Consider the following 17,285-nt stretch of genomic DNA (forward strand, 5'->3'; position numbering starts at 1 on the left):
CACGCCTCGGAAGTGCCCATGCCTGCGCCGGTTCACCCTCATCCCCTTCACCTGACCCTCGCCAATGGCCTGCGGGTTTGCCTGCGCCATGCGCCACGCTTGAAACGCTGCGCCGCCGTTTTACACGTGGCTGCCGGCAGCCATGACGTGCCATTGGCCTGGGCTGGGCTGGCGCATTTTCTTGAGCACTTGTTGTTTCTCGGTACCGAGCGTTTTCCAGCCGGCGAAGGGCTGATGGCCTACGTGCAGCGCCACGGTGGGCAGGTCAACGCCAGCACCCGTGAGCGCACCACCGAGTTCTTCTTTGAACTGCCGGTGCCGGTTTTTGCAGACGGGCTGGCGCGTTTGGCGGATATGCTGGCTCACCCGCGCCTGGCCCTCGACGATCAACAACGTGAACGCGAAGTGCTGGAGGCGGAGTTCATCGCCTGGTCCCAGGATGCCAAGGCCCAACAGCAAGTGGCGCTGCTGCAAGGCTTGGCGGCGGATCATCCCCTGCGCGGTTTTCATGCCGGCAACCGCGACAGCCTGCCGGTGGAAAGCGACGACTTTCAGCATGCCTTGCGAGGGTTCCATACACGCTTTTATCAAAGCGGGCAGATGACCTTGAGCCTCGCCGGTCCACAATCGCTGGCCGACCTGCAGGCCTTGGCCCAGCAGTTCAGTGGCCAACTGACGCCCGGCCCATTGCACCCGCAGGCCGCTCCACCGGCCTTGATGCATGGCCCGGCACACCGTTATCAGCACGTCGCCGGCCAACACCTGCATCAGGTCATTACCTGTAACGCGCCACGGGAAGCGCTGGCGTTTCTCTGCACCTGGCTCAACGCCTCGGCCGCCGGTGGGTTGCTCGCCGAACTGCAAGCACGACGACTGGCCACCGCGCTGCAGGCGTCCGTGCTGTACCAATTCGCGGATCAAGCCGTGCTGGATATCCACTTCACTCTCGGCAGCGCGCGCGAACCGGCCACGTCGATCGAAGAGTTGCTGCACGACTGGCTGAGTTACTTCGCACACAGCGACTGGACAGCATTACGCGAAGAGTTCGCCTTACTCAATGCTCGCCAGCAACAGGTCCAAGGCGCCCTGGCGTTGGCGCGCAACGATGCCCAAGACCTGTCGGAACAAGGCGCCGCAGTCCTCAAGGCCATGCTCGATTCACTGCACCTGCCCGCCTCCCGGCACCCTTGGCAACTGCCGCCCAATAACCCTTTGCTTCGTGCGCCCGCCAAGGAAGAACGCGCGGGCCTGATTCGTGGCCAAACCAGCGCCCACCGTGGCTTGCGCACCTTTGCCCAGGATCGCTCACGGGGCCGACGGGAGCTGTCAGCGTTGACCTTCAGCCAGGCGTTGGCGGAGGACACTGGCGAAGGCGCGCTGTACCTGCAGTGGCGGTTTGACTCGGCGGCACCCACCGGGCTGGAAAGCCTGTTGCGGCCGTTGCGCGAACAGGCACGCCAGGCCGGCGTCGAGTTGTCTTGCGAAACGATCGCCACTGACTGGCAAGTGAAGATGCACGGCCTCCACGAGCCCATGCCGGCGGTGCTCGAAGCGTTGGCGCGGTGTCTGAGTGACTCGGATGAACCTTTGCCACCGACCGCTCCCGTGCCGATGATCGCCATCCGCGAACTGCTCAAGGCGTTGCCCGCTTGCTGCGCGGGTGTTCAGCCCCAGCCTCAGGAGACAACAGCATCATGGGCTACCGCGCGCTGGCAGGCGCTGGGCGCTGGCCTGCCCCCCGCCAGTGAAGCCGCGATCAAAGCCGCAGCGGCCCGGCTGCCTGGGCAACCGGCAAGCGTGCCTTATACACCTCACGTCCTTGACGGACAAAAGCGCTGGCACGCAGTCAGCACCGAATCCAGCGAAGCAGCGCTACTGTTATTCTGCCCGACGCCGACTCAATCCCTAGCCGATGAAGCCAACTGGCGGTTGCTCGGGCACGTGCTCCAGGGGCCGTTCTACCAGCGCTTGAGAGTCGAACTGCAAATCGGCTACGCCGTGTTCAGCGGCATCCGACAGATCAACGGCCAAACAGGCCTGTTGTTTGGGGTGCAGTCGCCCACCCTCTCCCTAGACGGCATCGTCCAACAGTTGCAGGCCTTCCTGGGGCAACTGCCGTCGTTGATCGAGCGCAGTCCCGACTTGGGTAACCAGGCCCTCGCACAGCAGTTCGCGGCCCAGACGCTGCCTATCAACGAAGCTGCCGACTTGCTCTGGCATGCGCACCTGGCAGGCCATTCGTCGGGTTATCTGGATCAGCTTCAACAGTTGATCCAAGCGTGCACGCGCGAGGATGTGCAGCGCGCCGCGCAACGACTCAATGACGCCGCAGGCGGCTGGCAATGCGTGGCCAACGGGCCGCGCATCAGCGACGACTGGCAAGCAGCGCCGTGATCGTTGCCAACCCTGCAACAGGCTTTCTCCACCGAGACAGCGCTAACTTGAATAAAATTGCGTAACATTGCGCAGCAATATCTGAACATCTCCAATGGGAGGTGGACTATATGTATTACTTGGTAGTGAACGTTCCATCCCTTGATAGGAGTAAGAATATGACCTGGTCCAAACCTGCTTACACTGATCTGCGTATTGGTTTCGAAGTCACCATGTACTTCGCCAGCCGTTAATTGGCTGAGTGACACAACGCCTCGGTTCGCCCGGGGCGTTTTTGTTTTGAGCTGTGCTTGATGGAGCGATCATGTTTGTCCAGATTCTAGGTTCCGCCGCCGGCGGTGGCTTCCCGCAGTGGAACTGCAACTGCGTGAACTGCGCAGGTTTTCGCGATGGCAGCCTGCGGGCCCAGGCGCGTACCCAGTCATCCATCGCGATCTCCGACAATGGCGTGAATTGGGTGCTCTGCAATGCCTCGCCGGATATCCGCGCACAACTCCAGGGCTTTGCGCCCATGCAACCGGGCCGCGCCCTGCGCGATACCGGCATCAGCGCAATCATCCTGATGGACAGCCAGATCGACCACACCACTGGCCTGCTGAGCCTGCGCGAAGGCTGCCCGCACCAGGTGTGGTGCACCGACATGGTCCACGAAGACCTGAGCACCGGTTTCCCGTTGTTCACCATGCTGACCCACTGGAACGGTGGCCTGGCCTGGAACCGCATCGAGTTGGACGCCAGCTTCACCATCCCGGCCTGCCCCAACCTGCGCTTCACCCCGCTGCCGTTGCGCAGCGCCGCACCGCCCTATTCGCCGCACCGTTTCGACCCGCACCCCGGTGACAACATTGGCCTGATCGTCGAAGACCTGCGCACCGGCGGCAAATTGTTCTACGCCCCGGGCCTGGGCAAGGTCGACGCACCGCTGCTGGACATCATGGCCGGCAGTGACTGCTTGCTGGTGGACGGCACGATGTGGGACGACGATGAAATGCAGCGCCGTGGCGTCGGCACCCGCACCGGGCGTGAGATGGGCCACCTGGCACAGAACGGCCCCGGCGGCATGCTTGAAGTGCTCGAGCAACTGCCCAAACAGCGCAAAGTGCTTATCCACATCAACAACACCAACCCGATCCTCGATGAAGACTCCCCCGAGCGAGCGGAGCTGGTGCGGCGCAATGTCGAAGTGGCTTACGACGGCATGAGCATTGAATTGTAGGAGCGATCGAAATGACCGACACACCGTTGAGCAAGGCTGAGTTCGAAGCCGCCCTGCGCGCCAAGGGCGCCTTCTACCATATCCATCACCCCTACCATGTGGCGATGTACGAAGGCCGCGCCAGCCGTGAGCAGATCCAGGGCTGGGTCGCCAATCGCTTCTACTATCAAGTGAATATCCCGCTGAAAGACGCGGCGATCCTGGCCAACTGCCCAGACCGTGAAATCCGTCGCGAATGGATCCAGCGCCTGCTCGACCACGACGGCGCGCCCGGTGAAGACGGCGGTATCGAAGCCTGGCTGCGCCTGGGCCAGGCTGTGGGCCTGGACCCCGATCAACTGCGCTCCCAGGAGTTGGTGCTGCCCGGCGTACGCTTCGCCGTGGACGCCTATGTCAACTTCGCCCGCCGCGCCAGCTGGCAGGAAGCCGCCAGCAGCTCGCTGACCGAGCTGTTCGCGCCGCAAATCCACCAGTCGCGCCTCGACAGTTGGCCCCAGCATTACCCGTGGATCGACCCGGCCGGTTACGAATACTTCCGCACACGCCTGGGCCAAGCCCGTCGCGATGTGGAACACGGCTTGGCGATCACCCTGCAGCACTACACCACCCGCGAGGGGCAGGAGCGCATGCTGGAAATTCTCCAGTTCAAACTGGACATCCTCTGGAGCATGCTGGACGCCATGAGCATGGCCTACGAACTCAAACGCCCGCCGTATCACAGCGTGACCGAACAGCGGGTATGGCATAAAGGGATCACCCTATGAGCTTTGATCGCAGCAAAAAACCGACCTGGCGCCAGGGCTATCGCTACCAGTACGAGCCTGCTCAGAAAGGCCACGTGTTGCTCTACCCCGAAGGCATGATCAAGCTCAACGATAGCGCCGCATTGATCGGTGGCCTGATCGACGGCGAGCGCGACGTTGCGGCAATCATTGCCGAGCTGGATAAGCAGTTCCCCGGTGTGCCAGAGCTGAGTGACGACATCGAGCAATTCATGGAGGTCGCCCGTGCTGAGCACTGGATCACCCTTGCCTGAAAAGCCAGCCATCGGCCTGCCTCTGTGGCTGCTGGCCGAGCTGACCTATCGCTGCCCGCTGCAGTGCCCGTATTGCTCCAACCCGCTGGATTTCGCCGAGCAGGGCAAAGAGCTGAGCACCGAACAATGGATCAAGGTATTTCGCGAAGCCCGTGAAATGGGTGCTGCGCAGTTGGGTTTTTCCGGCGGGGAGCCGCTGGTGCGCCAGGACTTGGCCGAGCTGATCGGCGAGGCGCGCAAGCTGGGTTTCTACACCAACCTGATCACCTCTGGCATCGGCCTCACCGAACAAAAAATCAGCGACTTCAAGAAAGCCGGCCTGGACCATATCCAGATCAGCTTCCAGGCCAGTGACGAACAGGTGAACAACCTGCTGGCCGGCTCCAAAAAAGCCTTCGCGCAAAAACTGGAAATGGCCCGAGCGGTGAAAGCCCACGGCTACCCGATGGTGCTGAACTTCGTCACCCATCGCCACAATATCGACAAGATCGACCGCATCATCGAGCTGTGCATTGCGCTGGAAGCAGATTTCGTCGAACTCGCCACCTGCCAGTTCTACGGCTGGGCACAGCTCAACCGCGTGGGCTTGCTGCCCACCCGCGAGCAGTTGGTGCGCGCCGAACGGATCACCAATGAATACCGCGCCAAACTGGAAGCCGAAGGCCACCCCTGCAAGCTGATCTTCGTGACACCGGATTATTACGAGGAGCGCCCCAAAGCCTGCATGAATGGCTGGGGCAGCATCTTCCTGACAGTCACACCCGACGGCACCGCACTGCCCTGTCACGGCGCGAGGCAAATGCCCGTGCAGTTTCCCAATGTGCGCGACCACAGCATGAAACACATCTGGTACGACTCGTTTGGCTTCAATCGCTTTCGTGGTTACGACTGGATGCCTGAGCCATGCCGTTCATGCGACGAAAAAGAAAAGGACTTCGGCGGCTGCCGTTGCCAGGCCTTCATGCTCACTGGTGACGCCAGTAATGCCGACCCTGTATGCAGCAAATCCGAGCAGCACGGCATCATCCTGCAAGCGCGGGAAGAGGCCGAACATGCCACCCAGACCATCGAGCAACTGGCTTTTCGCAATGAGCGCAACTCAAGGCTCATTGCAAAAGGCTGAGGGCCTCAACGCTTGGCGATGATGTACACCGCGTGGATGATGCCAGGGAAGTAACCGCACAGGGTCAGCAGGATATTCAGCCAGAATGCACCGCCGAAACCTACTTGCAGGAACACACCCAATGGCGGCAGCAGAATGGCGATGATGATACGAATGATGTCCATGGGTCAGCTCCAGAAAATCGGCTCGTGTGAGCCGTGTAGCTAATCGACCTTGGCGGTTCGTGAGGGTTCAGTGGATTCTGGCATTGGGCCATCTCAGGCCAGAATCTGCAGGCCATGTTTTTGCACGATACTCAATAACTTGAGCGCCATGCCACTGGGCCGCTTCTCTCCCGACTCCCATTTTTTGACCGTGGACGCGCTGGTGTTCAGGTAGCGGGCGAACACAGGTTGGCTGACATGGCTGCTTTCACGTAGTTGCTTGATCTGTTCGGCAGGGATTTGATCTGGCATGGATAAGCACGCCTCATCATATTCTCGCAGAGTGGTTTTGCTGATGGCGCCGACAGCATGAAGTGCCTTGGCTGACTGGTGAATGGACTCAAACGCCTCGCTTTTATACTTCTTGGTCATGATGTATCTCCACAAACTCCTTGAGATCCAGCATTTGCTGAATCTGTGCTTCGTTTAACCTTTCATAAGTTTTGGCCAGTGATCGAAACCAAACAAGTTCGCTCTACGTAATGTTGCCTTGATCCTTCTTCGCGAACAGCAACTGATAAACCCAATAGTGCCTACCCTTGGCCAATATGATTGAACGATGTCGATTTTGGTTGAGGCGTTTTTTCCAGACACCACCGCCCAGATTATCTGCCTGCCCCCTCAGCATTTCGCCAAACGCCTCCCTCAACTCCGAATCGCAGATCCAGGCTTTGTTGGCCGCCTCGGCAAATCGCCGTGTTTTAAACAACCTGAGCTTCATGGAGGTCCCTTCACAAAAACATACCACCCAGTGGTATAGATTAAAAGTCGAGCACGCTGTGCCCCATCGGCGGTCCTTGCCGACGTCCGCTAAGAAACCACTGCTCCCAGGGAGGCTCAATCAACGTTTTCACACCAGAAATTACCCAGACAAAAAAACGCCCCCAGCCAAAAGAATCAGGCTGGAGGCGCCGCGTATGCCGCGAGACGGTTCAGGAAACTGGGGTCAAACGGCGATGCCCTTGCGGCATTGCACTTGAGCGGTGCGCACCCGAGAAAAGGCGCGGGCAAGCCGCAGCAGCATTTCGTCGATGTGGGTTTTGCTGATATTCAGCGCAGGGGTAAAGCGCAGGCAGTCAGGTTGTGAGGAGGTGAGAATCAGGCCTTCGAGCAGCGCGGCCTTGACCACTGCTGCGGCGCAATCGTCCGACAGTGTCAGGCCCCAAAGCAGCCCGTTGCCGCGCAAGGGCCCATGGTCGTAACGGTAGGCAAGCCGGGCAAGGCCTTCTGCGAGGTACAAGCCGGATTCGCGTAGGTGCTCGAGAAAGCCGTTCTCCAATAGAGCGTCGAGTACGGCGGTACCCGCAGATGCCATCAGTGCATTGCCGTGATGTGTACCGTCCAGCTCGCCCGGTTCGAAGCAACAGGCATTACCACGCGCCACCAGCGCCGCCAAGGGCACACCGCCGCCCAGGCCTTTGCCCAGGGCAATGATGTCGGCGCGCACGCCGTATTGCTGTTCGGCGAGCAGGCTGCCGCAGCGGCCGATACCGGTTTGCACTTCGTCGAAGATCAGCAGGATCCCGAGCTCACGACACAGGCGTTCGACGCCTTTGAGGTAATGTTCTGTCGCAGGGACGACACCGCCGCCGCTTTGTATCGGCTCCAGCATGATGGCGACGGTCTGCGCATCGACCGCTGCATGCAGGGCCGGCAGATCGTTAAACGGCACTTGGCTGAAACCTGGCAACTGCGGTTCGAACCGGTTTTCGCAGGCCATGGCCGACGCCGACATCGCCCCAAGGCTCCGGCCGTGGCAGCCATTGCTTACCGTGATGATGTGGTAAGCGCCGCCACGATGCAGCTGGCCCCACTTGCGTGCCAACTTGATGGCCGCTTCACAGGCTTCGGCACCCGTGTTGAGCAAGTAGGCCTGATCACTGCCGGTGTGGTGGCACAGACGGTCGACGAGGTCCAGTTGCGCGCGGTTGTGCAAACCCAGGCCAGGGTTGATCACGGTGTGCATCTGTTCGGCAATGGCGTCGCGCACGGCCTGAGGACTGTGGCCCAGGCTGTTGGCGCCGCCGCCTTGACTGAAATCCAGATAGGCGCGGTCGTCAGCGTCCGAAAGCCAGGAGCCCTGCCCCTGCACAAACACCTGGGGCGGGCGCGCCACAGTGGGCATCAGGCACTGGCTGGAAACCTCTGCACGCGGGGCATGCACAAGCAGGTCATCCAGACTCGGCGCGAAGCGACGGAACAAGTTCACACTTCACCTCCGTTGGCAACCTGACCTTGGTCGATGCCGCCTGCCAATAAGGTCTTCAGATTTTTTGCCTTGCCTATGTAAACGCTATCAACAAAAACGCTGTTCATTGTCCGATCCGGCCCTGTAAGCCCTGCGAATAGGCGCTAGACTAGGCGCCTCGGGGGCCAGCGGCCATTTCGATTTTCCAGCTTTTTCGATAAGCAAACCTTATGGATTTCAAGCAACTGCGTTATTTCGTCGCGGTGTATGAGGAAGGCCATGTAGGCCGTGCCGCGGAGCGTCTGTCGATCTCCCAGCCAGCGCTGTCGCAACAGGTTCGCCAACTGGAACAGAACCTTGATGTAAGTCTGTTCGAACGTAGCAGCAAGCGTCTGCTGCCAACGCTGGCGGCGCACACTTTATACAACCATGCGTTGCCGCTCATTGATGGGATGCAGCAAGCCGTGGAGGCACTGCGCAACTTCAAGGGCCAGGCCATGCGCACCCTGGCCATCGGCGTGCTGCAAACCGTGCACACCAGCCTGGTGCCGCAGATGCTTGAGCGCGTGCGCAAGGCCCAGCCCCATCTGGTGGTGCAGATCTACGAGCTGACCGGGCTTGAGATTGAGCGGCGGTTGCTCAATGGCTCACTCGATATCGGCATCAGCTACCTGCCACCCCGTCAGCCGGGCCTGCACGGCGTGTTGCTGTATGAAGACGAGCTGAAGCTGGTGATACCCGAAGATCATCCGTTGCGCGAGTTCAAGAAAGTCTCGCTCAAACAAGCCGCCGAATTACCGATGTTGCTGCTGGGGGAAGAGTTTCAGGTTCGGCAGATCTGGCAAGGCCAACTGTCCAACCTCGGGCGGCGTCCGCAAGTGCAGGCGGAACTCAATACCATGGTGGGCATTCTCGACAGCCTGCCTCACACCCGCTTGGCGACCGTGCTGCCTGGGCGGTCCCAGGATGAACACAACAGCAAGGCGCTGCTGTGGAAACCCTTGAGCGAGCCCAGGGTACCGCTGAAAGTAGGATTGGTATGCCGCGATGTGCAACGCCAGCAGGCGACGGTGGCGTTGCTGCGCACCCTGCTGGAAGACGTGATGAATGCCCCGCCGGCAACCGCCTGACTTTTTCGCGGGCAAAAGAAAACCCCGCCGAAGCGGGGCTTTGCAGACTGTTTCCCTGACATCCATTTCACTCCGCCGTCCTGGCAGAATCCTACGTGTCCGTGTTGTTGCTTTGCGCTTCCTGCGCGACGTCCATGTGAAGTAGATTAGCCGTGGATCCAATGTGGCGATAGAGGACGATTAGCAGCACGTCATGTAAGAGAATGCTTACACGCCCTCTTCCCCCTTAAAACAGGGCTTCATCCATCAGGAACAGTGATTCGCTACCGGCTTTTACCGATGCACTCAACGAGTGGATACGCGGCAACAGGCGGGCAAAGTAGAAACGCGCAGTCCCCAGTTTGCTGGCGTAGAAATCCTCTTCGCCCTCCTTGCCCAACGCCGCCTTGGCCATGCGCGCCCACATATAGGCATAGGCCATGTAGCCGAACGCATGCAGGTATTCCACCGAGGCTGCGCCGATTTCATTAGGATTGCTCTTGGCGCGGTCCAGCACCCAGGCCGTCAGCTCATCCAGGTTACCTACTGCCACACCCAGCGGCTTGGTGAACTCGGCCAACTCAGGGCCTGATGCAGCGATGAACTGGCGGATTTCATCGGCGAACAAGGTATAGAACGCACCGCCGCTGCCGACGATCTTGCGCCCCATCAGATCCAGGGCCTGAATGCCGTTGGTACCTTCGTAGATCTGGGTGATGCGCACGTCACGCACCAATTGCTCCTGGCCCCACTCACGGATGTAACCGTGGCCACCAAACACCTGCTGGCCGAGTACGGTGGTTTCCAGGCCCAGGTCGGTGAGGAACGCCTTGGCAACTGGGGTCAGCAACGCTACCAGGTTATCGGCACGCTCGCGCGCCTGCGCGTCGTCGCTGAACTTGGCGATGTCCAACTGCGTCGCCACGTAAGTGGAGAACGCCCGGCCGCCTTCGTTCGCCGCCTTCATGGTCAGCAACATGCGACGGACATCCGGATGCACGATGATCGGGTCTGCCGGCTTGTCCTTGGCCTGCGCGCCTAGCGGGGAACGGCTCTGCAGACGGTCGCGGGCATATTCAATCGCGTTCTGATAGGACCGCTCGCCAGAAGCCAAGCCCTGGATACCGACGCCCAGGCGCTCATAGTTCATCATGGTGAACATCGCAGCCAAGCCACGGTTGGGCTCACCGACCAGGTAACCCACGGCTTCGTCGAAGTTCATCACACAGGTGGCGGAGGCCTGGATGCCCATCTTGTGTTCAATGGAGCCGCAATTCACCGGGTTACGCGTGCCCAGGCTGCCATCGGCATTTACCAGGAACTTCGGCACAAGGAACAGCGAGATGCCCTTGGGCCCGGCCGGTGCGTCCGGCAGTTTGGCCAGCACCAGGTGGATGATATTTTCGGTGAGGTCGTGCTCGCCACCGGTGATGAAGATCTTGGTGCCGCTGACCTTGTAGGAGCCGTCCGCCTGAGGCTCGGCCTTGGTGCGGATCATGCCCAGGTCGGTACCGGCATGGGCTTCCGTCAGGCACATGGAACCGGCCCACTCACCGGAATACATCTTCGGCAGGTAGGTGGCCTTGAGTTCTTCACTGGCGTGGGTGTTGATCGATACACAGGCACCGGAGGTCAACATCGGGTACAGGCCGAAAGCCAGGCTCGACGAGTTGATCATCTCTTCAACCTGCGCCGACACGGCCTTGGGCATGCCCATGCCGCCGTAGGTCGGGTCGCCGCCCACGCCTACCCAGCCGCCTTCGGCGTAGGTGCTGTAGGCCTGGGGAAAACCGTCGGGAGTCGTCACGGCGCCGTCCGCCCAGTGGCAGCCTTGCTCATCGCCGCCGCGGCTGAGCGGGGCAATGGATTTGGCGGTGACTTTGCCGGCCTCTTCCAGGATCGCTTCGACGGTTTCGGCGTCAACGCTGTCTGCCAATGCCGGTAACTGGGCCCAAGTATTAGCGACCTCAAACACTTCGTTGAGGACGAAGCGCATATCACGCAACGGCGCTTTGTAATCAGCCATGGCAAACCTCGTGAGAACGTGAAAAGTAATTCGATAGGATCGGTTTTACAGACGTCGAGTGTACCCGAACAACTTTTCAGACACATAGGGTCAGTTCGTGACCGCTAAGTATTTATAAGTCACATAAACTCATTGTGGGAGCGGGCAAGCCCGCTCCCACATTTTGCCCCGAGCAATCAGTGACCTCTACAGTGCGAAGGCCTGCGCTGGTAATTTCATCAGGCATTCGCTCCCTGCCTCTACCGCAGCACGGTGCATGGCCGTACGCGGCAACAAGCGCTTGAAATAAAAGTCGCAGGTCGCAAGCTTCGCCTGGGCAAACTCTTGGTCGTCCTGGCCGTGCGCCGCGATCGCCATGCGCAACCACAGGTAGGCGAGGATGATGTAACCGCTGTACATCAGGTAATCCATGGCCGCCGCGCCCACTTCATCAGGGTTTTTCATCGCCGCCGTGCCGACCTTCAAGGTCAGTTCGCCCCATTGCTGGTTCAGCTCATTGAGTTGCGCCACATGGGCCTTGAGTTGCGCATGCTCGGCATTGGCCGCGCAGAACTTATGCACAATTTTGGTAAACCCACGCAGCAACTTGCCCTGGCTGCCCAGCACCTTGCGCCCGAGCAGGTCCAGGGCCTGGATGCCGTTGGTGCCTTCATAGATCGGCGCAATCCGTGCGTCACGGGCCAGTTGCTCCATGCCCCACTCGCGAATATAGCCATGACCACCGAATACCTGCATGCCGTGGTTGGTCACCTCCAGGCCGGTTTCGGTCATGAAGGCTTTACAGATCGGCGTGAGGAAGGCCAACAGGTCCTCGGCTTCCTGGCGTTGGCCAGCGTCGCTGCCAAGGTGCGCGGTATCGAGCAGTTGCGCGGTGAAATAGGTCAACGCGCGGTTGCCCTCGTTGAAAGCCTTCATGGTCAGCAGCATGCGGCGTACATCGGCGTGCACGATGATCGGGTCAGCGGCTTTCTCCGGCGCCTTGGCACCGGTCAGCGAGCGCATCTGCAAGCGGTCGTTGGCGTACTTGATCGCGCCCTGGAAGCTCGCTTCACCGTTGCACAGGCCCTGCATTCCCGTGCCCAGGCGGGCGTGGTTCATCATGGTGAACATGCAGTTCAGGCCCTTGTTCGCCTCGCCAATCAAATAGCCTTTGGCGCCATCGAAGTTCAACACGCAGGTGGCCGAGGCCTTGATGCCCATCTTGTGTTCGATGGATCCGCAGTGCACCGCATTGCGCTCGCCGGAGTCGGCATGGAACTTGGGCACGATAAACAACGAAATGCCCTTGGTGCCCGCCGGCGCATCCGGCAGTTTGGCCAGCACCAGGTGGATGATATTGGCGCTCATGTCGTGCTCGCCGGCCGAGATGAAGATCTTGCTGCCGGTGACCGCGTAACTGCCGTCCGCCTGCGGCACGGCGCGGGTCTTGATCAAGCCCAGGTCGGTGCCGCAGTGGGCTTCGGTCAGGCACATGGTGCCGGTCCATTCGCCAGCGGTGAGCTTGCTCAGGTAGGTGGCTTTCTGTTCGTCGGTGCCGTGGGCGTGGATGGCCGACATCGCACCGTGGGTCAGGCCCGGGTACATGCCCCAGGAGGTGTTGCTGGAGCCGATCATCTCGCTCAACACCAGGCCGAGGGAATGAGGCAGGCCCTGGCCACCGTAGGCCGGGTCTGCCGCCACGCCGTGCCAGCCGCCTTCCACATACTGGGCAAAGGCTTGCTTGAAGCCTTTGGGAGTGGTCACCACGCCATTATCGAAATGGCAGCCCTCTTCATCGCCGCTGCGATTGAGCGGCGCGAGTACGTTTTCGCAGAACCTGGCGCCTTCTTCCAGGATCGCACTGACCATGTCCGGGCTGGCATCCGTGGCGCCCAGGGCCGCGTAGTGGCCGTGGAAATCGAATACGTTGTCGATCAGAAAGCGCATGTCGCGCAGGGGAGCTTTGTACTCAGGCATGGCAATGTCTCCGGCAGCAGATAGGGTTAACCTACTGCCGGCCATGGCCGTGGACAATCACTGTAGCGCTGCTGAATACAGCGCCATTACTCAACCGGCAGCGCTCTCCATGCGCACCGCGCCACGGCGGGTTTGCCCGGCTGCGACCACACAATTACGCCCCGCGCCCTTGGCGGTGTAAAGCGCCTGGTCGGCGGATTTGAGCACCTCGTCGGGGCTGCGTTGCTCGGCCTGGCGCTCGGCCACGCCAATGCTTACCGTCACCGACACACTGGACGCGCCGCTGCCGGCACGGCGCTGGCGGCCTTGATGATCGTCCTGGGGGCGGTCCGGGTTGCGCAACTTGATGTCGTAGCTGGCGATGATCTCGCGGATCTCCTCCAGGTGCGGCATGCACTCATCCAGAGTCTTGCCGGCAAACACCACGGCAAACTCTTCACCGCCGTAACGGTAGGCCCGCCCGCCTCCATTGACCTTGGACAGCTTGCTCGCCACCAGGCGCAGCACCTGGTCGCCCACATCGTGGCCGTGGGTGTCATTGAAACGTTTGAAGTGATCGACGTCGCTCATCGCCAGCACATAGTTGCGACCTAGCCGCTGCATGCGCTCGTTGAGGGCACGGCGCCCCGGCAAGCCGGTGAGTTCATCACGGAACGCCATTTGATACGCCTCGTGCGCCACGCCCGCAGCGATCATCAGCATCACTTGGCTGCACATGATGTTGAGGGTGAACGGCAGGATGAAAGTTTGCGGCAACATCCAGAACATGCCCAGCAGCCCCACCAGTTGTGCGGCGTGCAGCGGGCGCGGCTGGTACCAGTATTGAGCGGCCAGGGTGAGAAAGCCGATCAGGAACATTGGGTACGAGAGTTGGATCAGGCTCATCCAGGCGCCATGCAGCATCGGCCAACGGATCTCCGCCAACCAGCCCAGCAAGGCCTGGGGAAAACTTTGCTCCAGGGCCAGCGCCACACTGCCCACCGCCAGCAGCACCGCGCAGCGGGCGACGAAGTCACGAAACAGATGGGTTTTTTCCTGCCACAGCGCATAAATGCTGAACAGCAAGGGCAACAGCAGGCAACACAGGTGGAACACCACCGCAGCGTCTTCACGCACGCGGCCATTGTCGCGGTAGAAGTCGGTCTGGGTGTCCAGCAGGAAATAGGCGACGTACACCGTGACCATCAGGAACAGTTCACGTTGGCGTCGATACACCGCGCAGTAAGCGCCACCGAGCAGCAGAACCAGGGTGGGCAGTACGTTGAACAGCGAGGTGAAGAAGACGCTGAGGTCCTTGACGTACGCAGCCGAGAGCCCGGCCAGCAACAGCAGCAGCGACGGTAAGAAATGGCTGAAACGTACAGCGGACACGCGTGACAAGGGTAAAACTCCGACCCGCAAACAAATAATGGCACTGTGTTTCTAGGCGGTCAGTTAAGCACAACCGACCGGGCACGTATCACATTGCCATCACTGTAACGGCAGCTCATCGCAATCCCTGAGTGCATTGCTGTGGTTTTTTAGACTCGCGCCTACACACGTACAAAAAAACCGCCGCGTCCCGAAGGAGGCGGCGGTTTTCAGAAGAACCCGGTAAGGCTTAGTAAGCCAGGCCGAAGTCTTCTTCTTTCATGTCCATCAGGTTGTTGGCGCCCGACAGCATGGTTGCCACGTGGGTGCGGGTACGCGGCAGGATGCGCTGGAAGTAGAAGCGCGCAGTCTGCAACTTGGCGGTGTAGAACGCCTCTTCGCTGGTGCCGGCGGCCAGTTTCTCGGCGGCCAGGCGTGCCATGTCGGCCCAGAAGTAAGCCAGGCAGGCGTAGCCGGAGTACATCAGGTAGTCCACCGAGGCAGCACCGACTTCTTCACGGTCTTTCATCGCGGCCATGCCGACCTTCATGGTCAACTCGCCCCACTCTTTGTTCAGTGCCGCCAGCGGTGCAACGAATTCTTTAACCGCGTCGTTACCTTCGTTGGCCTGGCAGAACTTGTGCACGATCTTGGTGAAGCCCTTGAGCGCTTCGCCTTGGGTCATCAGCACTTTACGGCCGAGCAGGTCCAGCGCCTGGATGCCGGTGGTGCCTTCGTACAGCATAGAAATGCGGCTGTCGCGAACGTTCTGCTCCATGCCCCACTCAGCGATAAAGCCGTGGCCACCGTAGATCTGCACGCCGTGGTTGGCCGATTCAAAACCGACTTCGGTCATGAATGCCTTGGCGATCGGGGTCATGAAGGCCAGCAGGGCATCTGCCTGTTTCTTGGCTTCGTCGTCGGTACCGTACTTGACGATGTCCACTTGCTTGGCAGTGAAGTACACCATCGCACGGTTACCTTCGGCGAAGGCTTTCATGGTCAGCAGCATGCGGCGTACGTCAGGGTGCACGATGATCGGGTCAGCAGCTTTATCTGGCGCTTTCGGGCCGGTCAGGGAGCGCATTTGCAGGCGATCACGCGCATATTTCAAGCCGCCCTGGAAGCCGATCTCGGCGTGAGCCAGGCCTTGCAGCGCGGTGCCCAGGCGAGCGGTGTTCATAAAGGTGAACATGCAGTTCAGGCCTTTGTTCGCCGGGCCGATCAGGAAACCGGTGGCCGCGTCGAAGTTCATCACGCAGGTGGCGTTGCCGTGGATGCCCATCTTGTGTTCCAGGGAACCACAGGTGACCGCGTTGCGCTCGCCCACAGAGCCATCGGCGTTGGGCAGGAACTTGGGCACGATAAACAGCGAGATGCCTTTGGTGCCAGCCGGTGCATCCGGCAGGCGGGCCAGTACGATGTGGACGATGTTGTCGGCCATGTCGTGTTCGCCGGCCGAGATGAAGATCTTGGTACCGGAGACTTTGTAGGAACCGTCAGCCTGAGGCTCGGCCTTGGTGCGCAGCATGCCCAGGTCGGTGCCGCAGTGTGGCTCGGTCAGGCACATGGTGCCGGTCCATTCGCCCGACACCAGTTTGGTCAGGTAAGCCTCTTGCTGCTCGGGGGTGCCGTGTTCGGAAATAGTGTTCATCGCGCCATGGGACAGGCCCGGGTACATGCCCCACGACCAGTTGGCTTCGCCGACCATTTCACTCACAGCCAGGCCCAGGGATTCCGGCAGGCCTTGGCCACCGTGCTCCACGTCGTGGGCCAGGCTTGGCCAGCCGCCTTCGACGAATTGTTTGTAGGCTTCTTTGAAGCCCGCTGGGGTCTTAACGCCTGACTCACTCCAGGTACACCCTTCGATGTCGCCCACGCGGTTCAACGGTGCCAGTACTTGCTCACAGAACTTGGCGCCTTCTTCGAGGATGGCGTCGACCATGTCCGGGGTAGCGTCCTGGCAAGCCGGCAGGCTCTGATAGTGCGCTTCATAACCGAGCAGTTCGTCACGAACGAAGCGAATATCACGCAAGGGGGCCTTGTAGTCAGGCATAGCGATAAACCTCTGCTGATGTAACTGGGATGAACAACCGCGTGGATTTGTTATGGCGGTCAAACAGGTGTTTGAAACATACGTTTACGACCCAGGGTTGTCAAGCGTCGGCCAGATGCCGTTTGTCTTGACGCGGGTCAGCCAGGCACGGCGAGGCCTGGCGGGATGCCTCATGGATTTAAGGAAGAGCAGAATGTCGCAGTACGACTGTGGGAGCTGGCTTGCCTGCGATGCAGCCGCCAGGGTGTATCAGGTGATAGGCGTGGATGCTATCGCAGGCAAGCCAGCTCCCACAGAGAGAAGCGGGCGTGCGATAGAGAAGTTAAGCGTAGGTATCGATCAACGTACCGAGCATTTCGTCCGAAGCCTTGGCGACTTTCGCCCCCAGCTCGATTTGAAACTTGCCCTGGGCCATTTCCACCATGTTGCTCGCCGAATTGGACGCTTGGGCGCGGTCATTGGCTTGCAGACGGTCGCTTTGCGCGGCAGATGGCTGGGTGGTCGCGGCGCTGGCAATCTTGCCGGCCGCCTGGTCGACACGGTTCTGCCCGGTCTGAATGCTGCTCAGGCCCGAATAAAACGCACTGCTTCCAGAGATTTCCATGGCGTAAGCCTGCCTTTAGAGAAT

Annotated in this window: 15 protein-coding genes and 1 pseudogene; 7 read left to right on the forward strand and 9 right to left on the reverse strand. The window is 60.4% G+C overall.

All coding sequences use genetic code 11. The features are described 5' to 3' along the window. Positions 1–18: 18 nt before the first annotated feature. The 6 genes from pqqF to pqqE all read left to right on the forward strand — a co-directional run bounded on the left by pqqF (position 19) and on the right by pqqE (position 5,769). Positions 19–2,394 carry a pyrroloquinoline quinone biosynthesis protein PqqF gene (gene pqqF, locus AC07S6_RS16040; protein WP_495112615.1) on the forward strand — a complete coding sequence of 792 codons (2,376 nt, stop codon included), beginning with the start codon at positions 19–21 and terminating at the stop codon, positions 2,392–2,394. 158 nt (positions 2,395–2,552) lie between these two features. After that, complete coding sequence (gene pqqA, locus AC07S6_RS16045) at positions 2,553–2,627, forward strand: pyrroloquinoline quinone precursor peptide PqqA (RefSeq protein ID WP_003194766.1); 75 nt, start codon at positions 2,553–2,555, stop codon at positions 2,625–2,627. 71 nt (positions 2,628–2,698) lie between these two features. Then, positions 2,699–3,610 (forward strand): pyrroloquinoline quinone biosynthesis protein PqqB, encoded by a 912-nt coding sequence (gene pqqB, locus AC07S6_RS16050; protein ID WP_034128837.1) that lies wholly within the window; start codon positions 2,699–2,701, stop codon positions 3,608–3,610. Between the two features lie 11 nt (positions 3,611–3,621). After that, the gene (gene pqqC / locus AC07S6_RS16055) at positions 3,622–4,374 is read left to right on the forward strand and encodes a pyrroloquinoline-quinone synthase PqqC (protein ID WP_003194770.1); all 753 of its coding nucleotides are present in this window, start codon (positions 3,622–3,624) and stop codon (positions 4,372–4,374) included. Next, positions 4,371–4,646 (forward strand): pyrroloquinoline quinone biosynthesis peptide chaperone PqqD, encoded by a 276-nt coding sequence (gene pqqD / locus AC07S6_RS16060; protein ID WP_034128838.1) that lies wholly within the window; start codon positions 4,371–4,373, stop codon positions 4,644–4,646. Before pqqC ends, pqqD begins: the two co-directional genes overlap by 4 nt. Beyond that, entirely contained in the window at positions 4,639–5,769 is a 1,131-nt protein-coding gene (gene pqqE / locus AC07S6_RS16065) for a pyrroloquinoline quinone biosynthesis protein PqqE (RefSeq protein WP_495112616.1), read from the forward strand. Before pqqD ends, pqqE begins: the two co-directional genes overlap by 8 nt. Before the next feature lie 5 nt (positions 5,770–5,774). Here the strand turns inward: pqqE and AC07S6_RS16070 are convergent, their stop codons facing one another. The 4 genes and pseudogenes from AC07S6_RS16070 to AC07S6_RS16085 all read right to left on the reverse strand — a co-directional run bounded on the left by AC07S6_RS16070 (position 5,775) and on the right by AC07S6_RS16085 (position 8,181). After that, positions 5,775–5,933, reverse strand: coding sequence for a YqaE/Pmp3 family membrane protein (locus AC07S6_RS16070; RefSeq protein ID WP_003194776.1), 159 nt, complete (start codon positions 5,931–5,933; stop codon positions 5,775–5,777). Between the two features lie 93 nt (positions 5,934–6,026). Then, positions 6,027–6,344: a helix-turn-helix domain-containing protein gene (locus AC07S6_RS16075; RefSeq protein ID WP_014720197.1), complete on the reverse strand. Its 318-nt coding sequence runs from the start codon at positions 6,342–6,344 to the stop codon at positions 6,027–6,029. Continuing rightward, positions 6,328–6,693: pseudogene (locus tag AC07S6_RS16080) on the reverse strand (type II toxin-antitoxin system RelE/ParE family toxin). The gene AC07S6_RS16075 and the pseudogene AC07S6_RS16080 overlap by 17 nt, the downstream one beginning before the upstream one ends. Before the next feature lie 225 nt (positions 6,694–6,918). Then, positions 6,919–8,181 (reverse strand): aspartate aminotransferase family protein, encoded by a 1,263-nt coding sequence (locus AC07S6_RS16085; RefSeq protein WP_495112617.1) that lies wholly within the window; start codon positions 8,179–8,181, stop codon positions 6,919–6,921. 209 nt (positions 8,182–8,390) lie between these two features. On the opposite strand from AC07S6_RS16085, the gene AC07S6_RS16090 reads away from it, so the two are divergent. Then, complete coding sequence (locus tag AC07S6_RS16090) at positions 8,391–9,290, forward strand: LysR family transcriptional regulator (protein ID WP_205548384.1); 900 nt, start codon at positions 8,391–8,393, stop codon at positions 9,288–9,290. 226 nt (positions 9,291–9,516) lie between these two features. On the opposite strand, the gene AC07S6_RS16095 is transcribed toward AC07S6_RS16090, so the two are convergent. The 5 genes from AC07S6_RS16095 to AC07S6_RS16115 form a co-directional block, all read right to left on the reverse strand. Then, positions 9,517–11,295, reverse strand: coding sequence for an acyl-CoA dehydrogenase C-terminal domain-containing protein (locus AC07S6_RS16095; RefSeq protein WP_495112618.1), 1,779 nt, complete (start codon positions 11,293–11,295; stop codon positions 9,517–9,519). 186 nt (positions 11,296–11,481) lie between these two features. Next, a complete protein-coding gene (locus AC07S6_RS16100; RefSeq protein ID WP_495112619.1) occupies positions 11,482–13,251 on the reverse strand; it encodes an acyl-CoA dehydrogenase C-terminal domain-containing protein in 1,770 nt (589 codons plus the stop codon). Positions 13,252–13,341: 90 nt separating this feature from the next. Continuing rightward, the gene (locus tag AC07S6_RS16105; protein WP_014720203.1) at positions 13,342–14,631 is read right to left on the reverse strand and encodes a GGDEF domain-containing protein; all 1,290 of its coding nucleotides are present in this window, start codon (positions 14,629–14,631) and stop codon (positions 13,342–13,344) included. Between the two features lie 220 nt (positions 14,632–14,851). Continuing rightward, entirely contained in the window at positions 14,852–16,657 is a 1,806-nt protein-coding gene (locus AC07S6_RS16110; protein ID WP_034128845.1) for a phenylacyl-CoA dehydrogenase, read from the reverse strand. Between the two features lie 322 nt (positions 16,658–16,979). Continuing rightward, positions 16,980–17,261 carry a hypothetical protein gene (locus tag AC07S6_RS16115; RefSeq protein ID WP_054896780.1) on the reverse strand — a complete coding sequence of 94 codons (282 nt, stop codon included), beginning with the start codon at positions 17,259–17,261 and terminating at the stop codon, positions 16,980–16,982. Positions 17,262–17,285: the final 24 nt, after the last annotated feature.

It is taken from the genome of Pseudomonas sp. GW821-FHT07B01 (assembly GCF_059419065.1).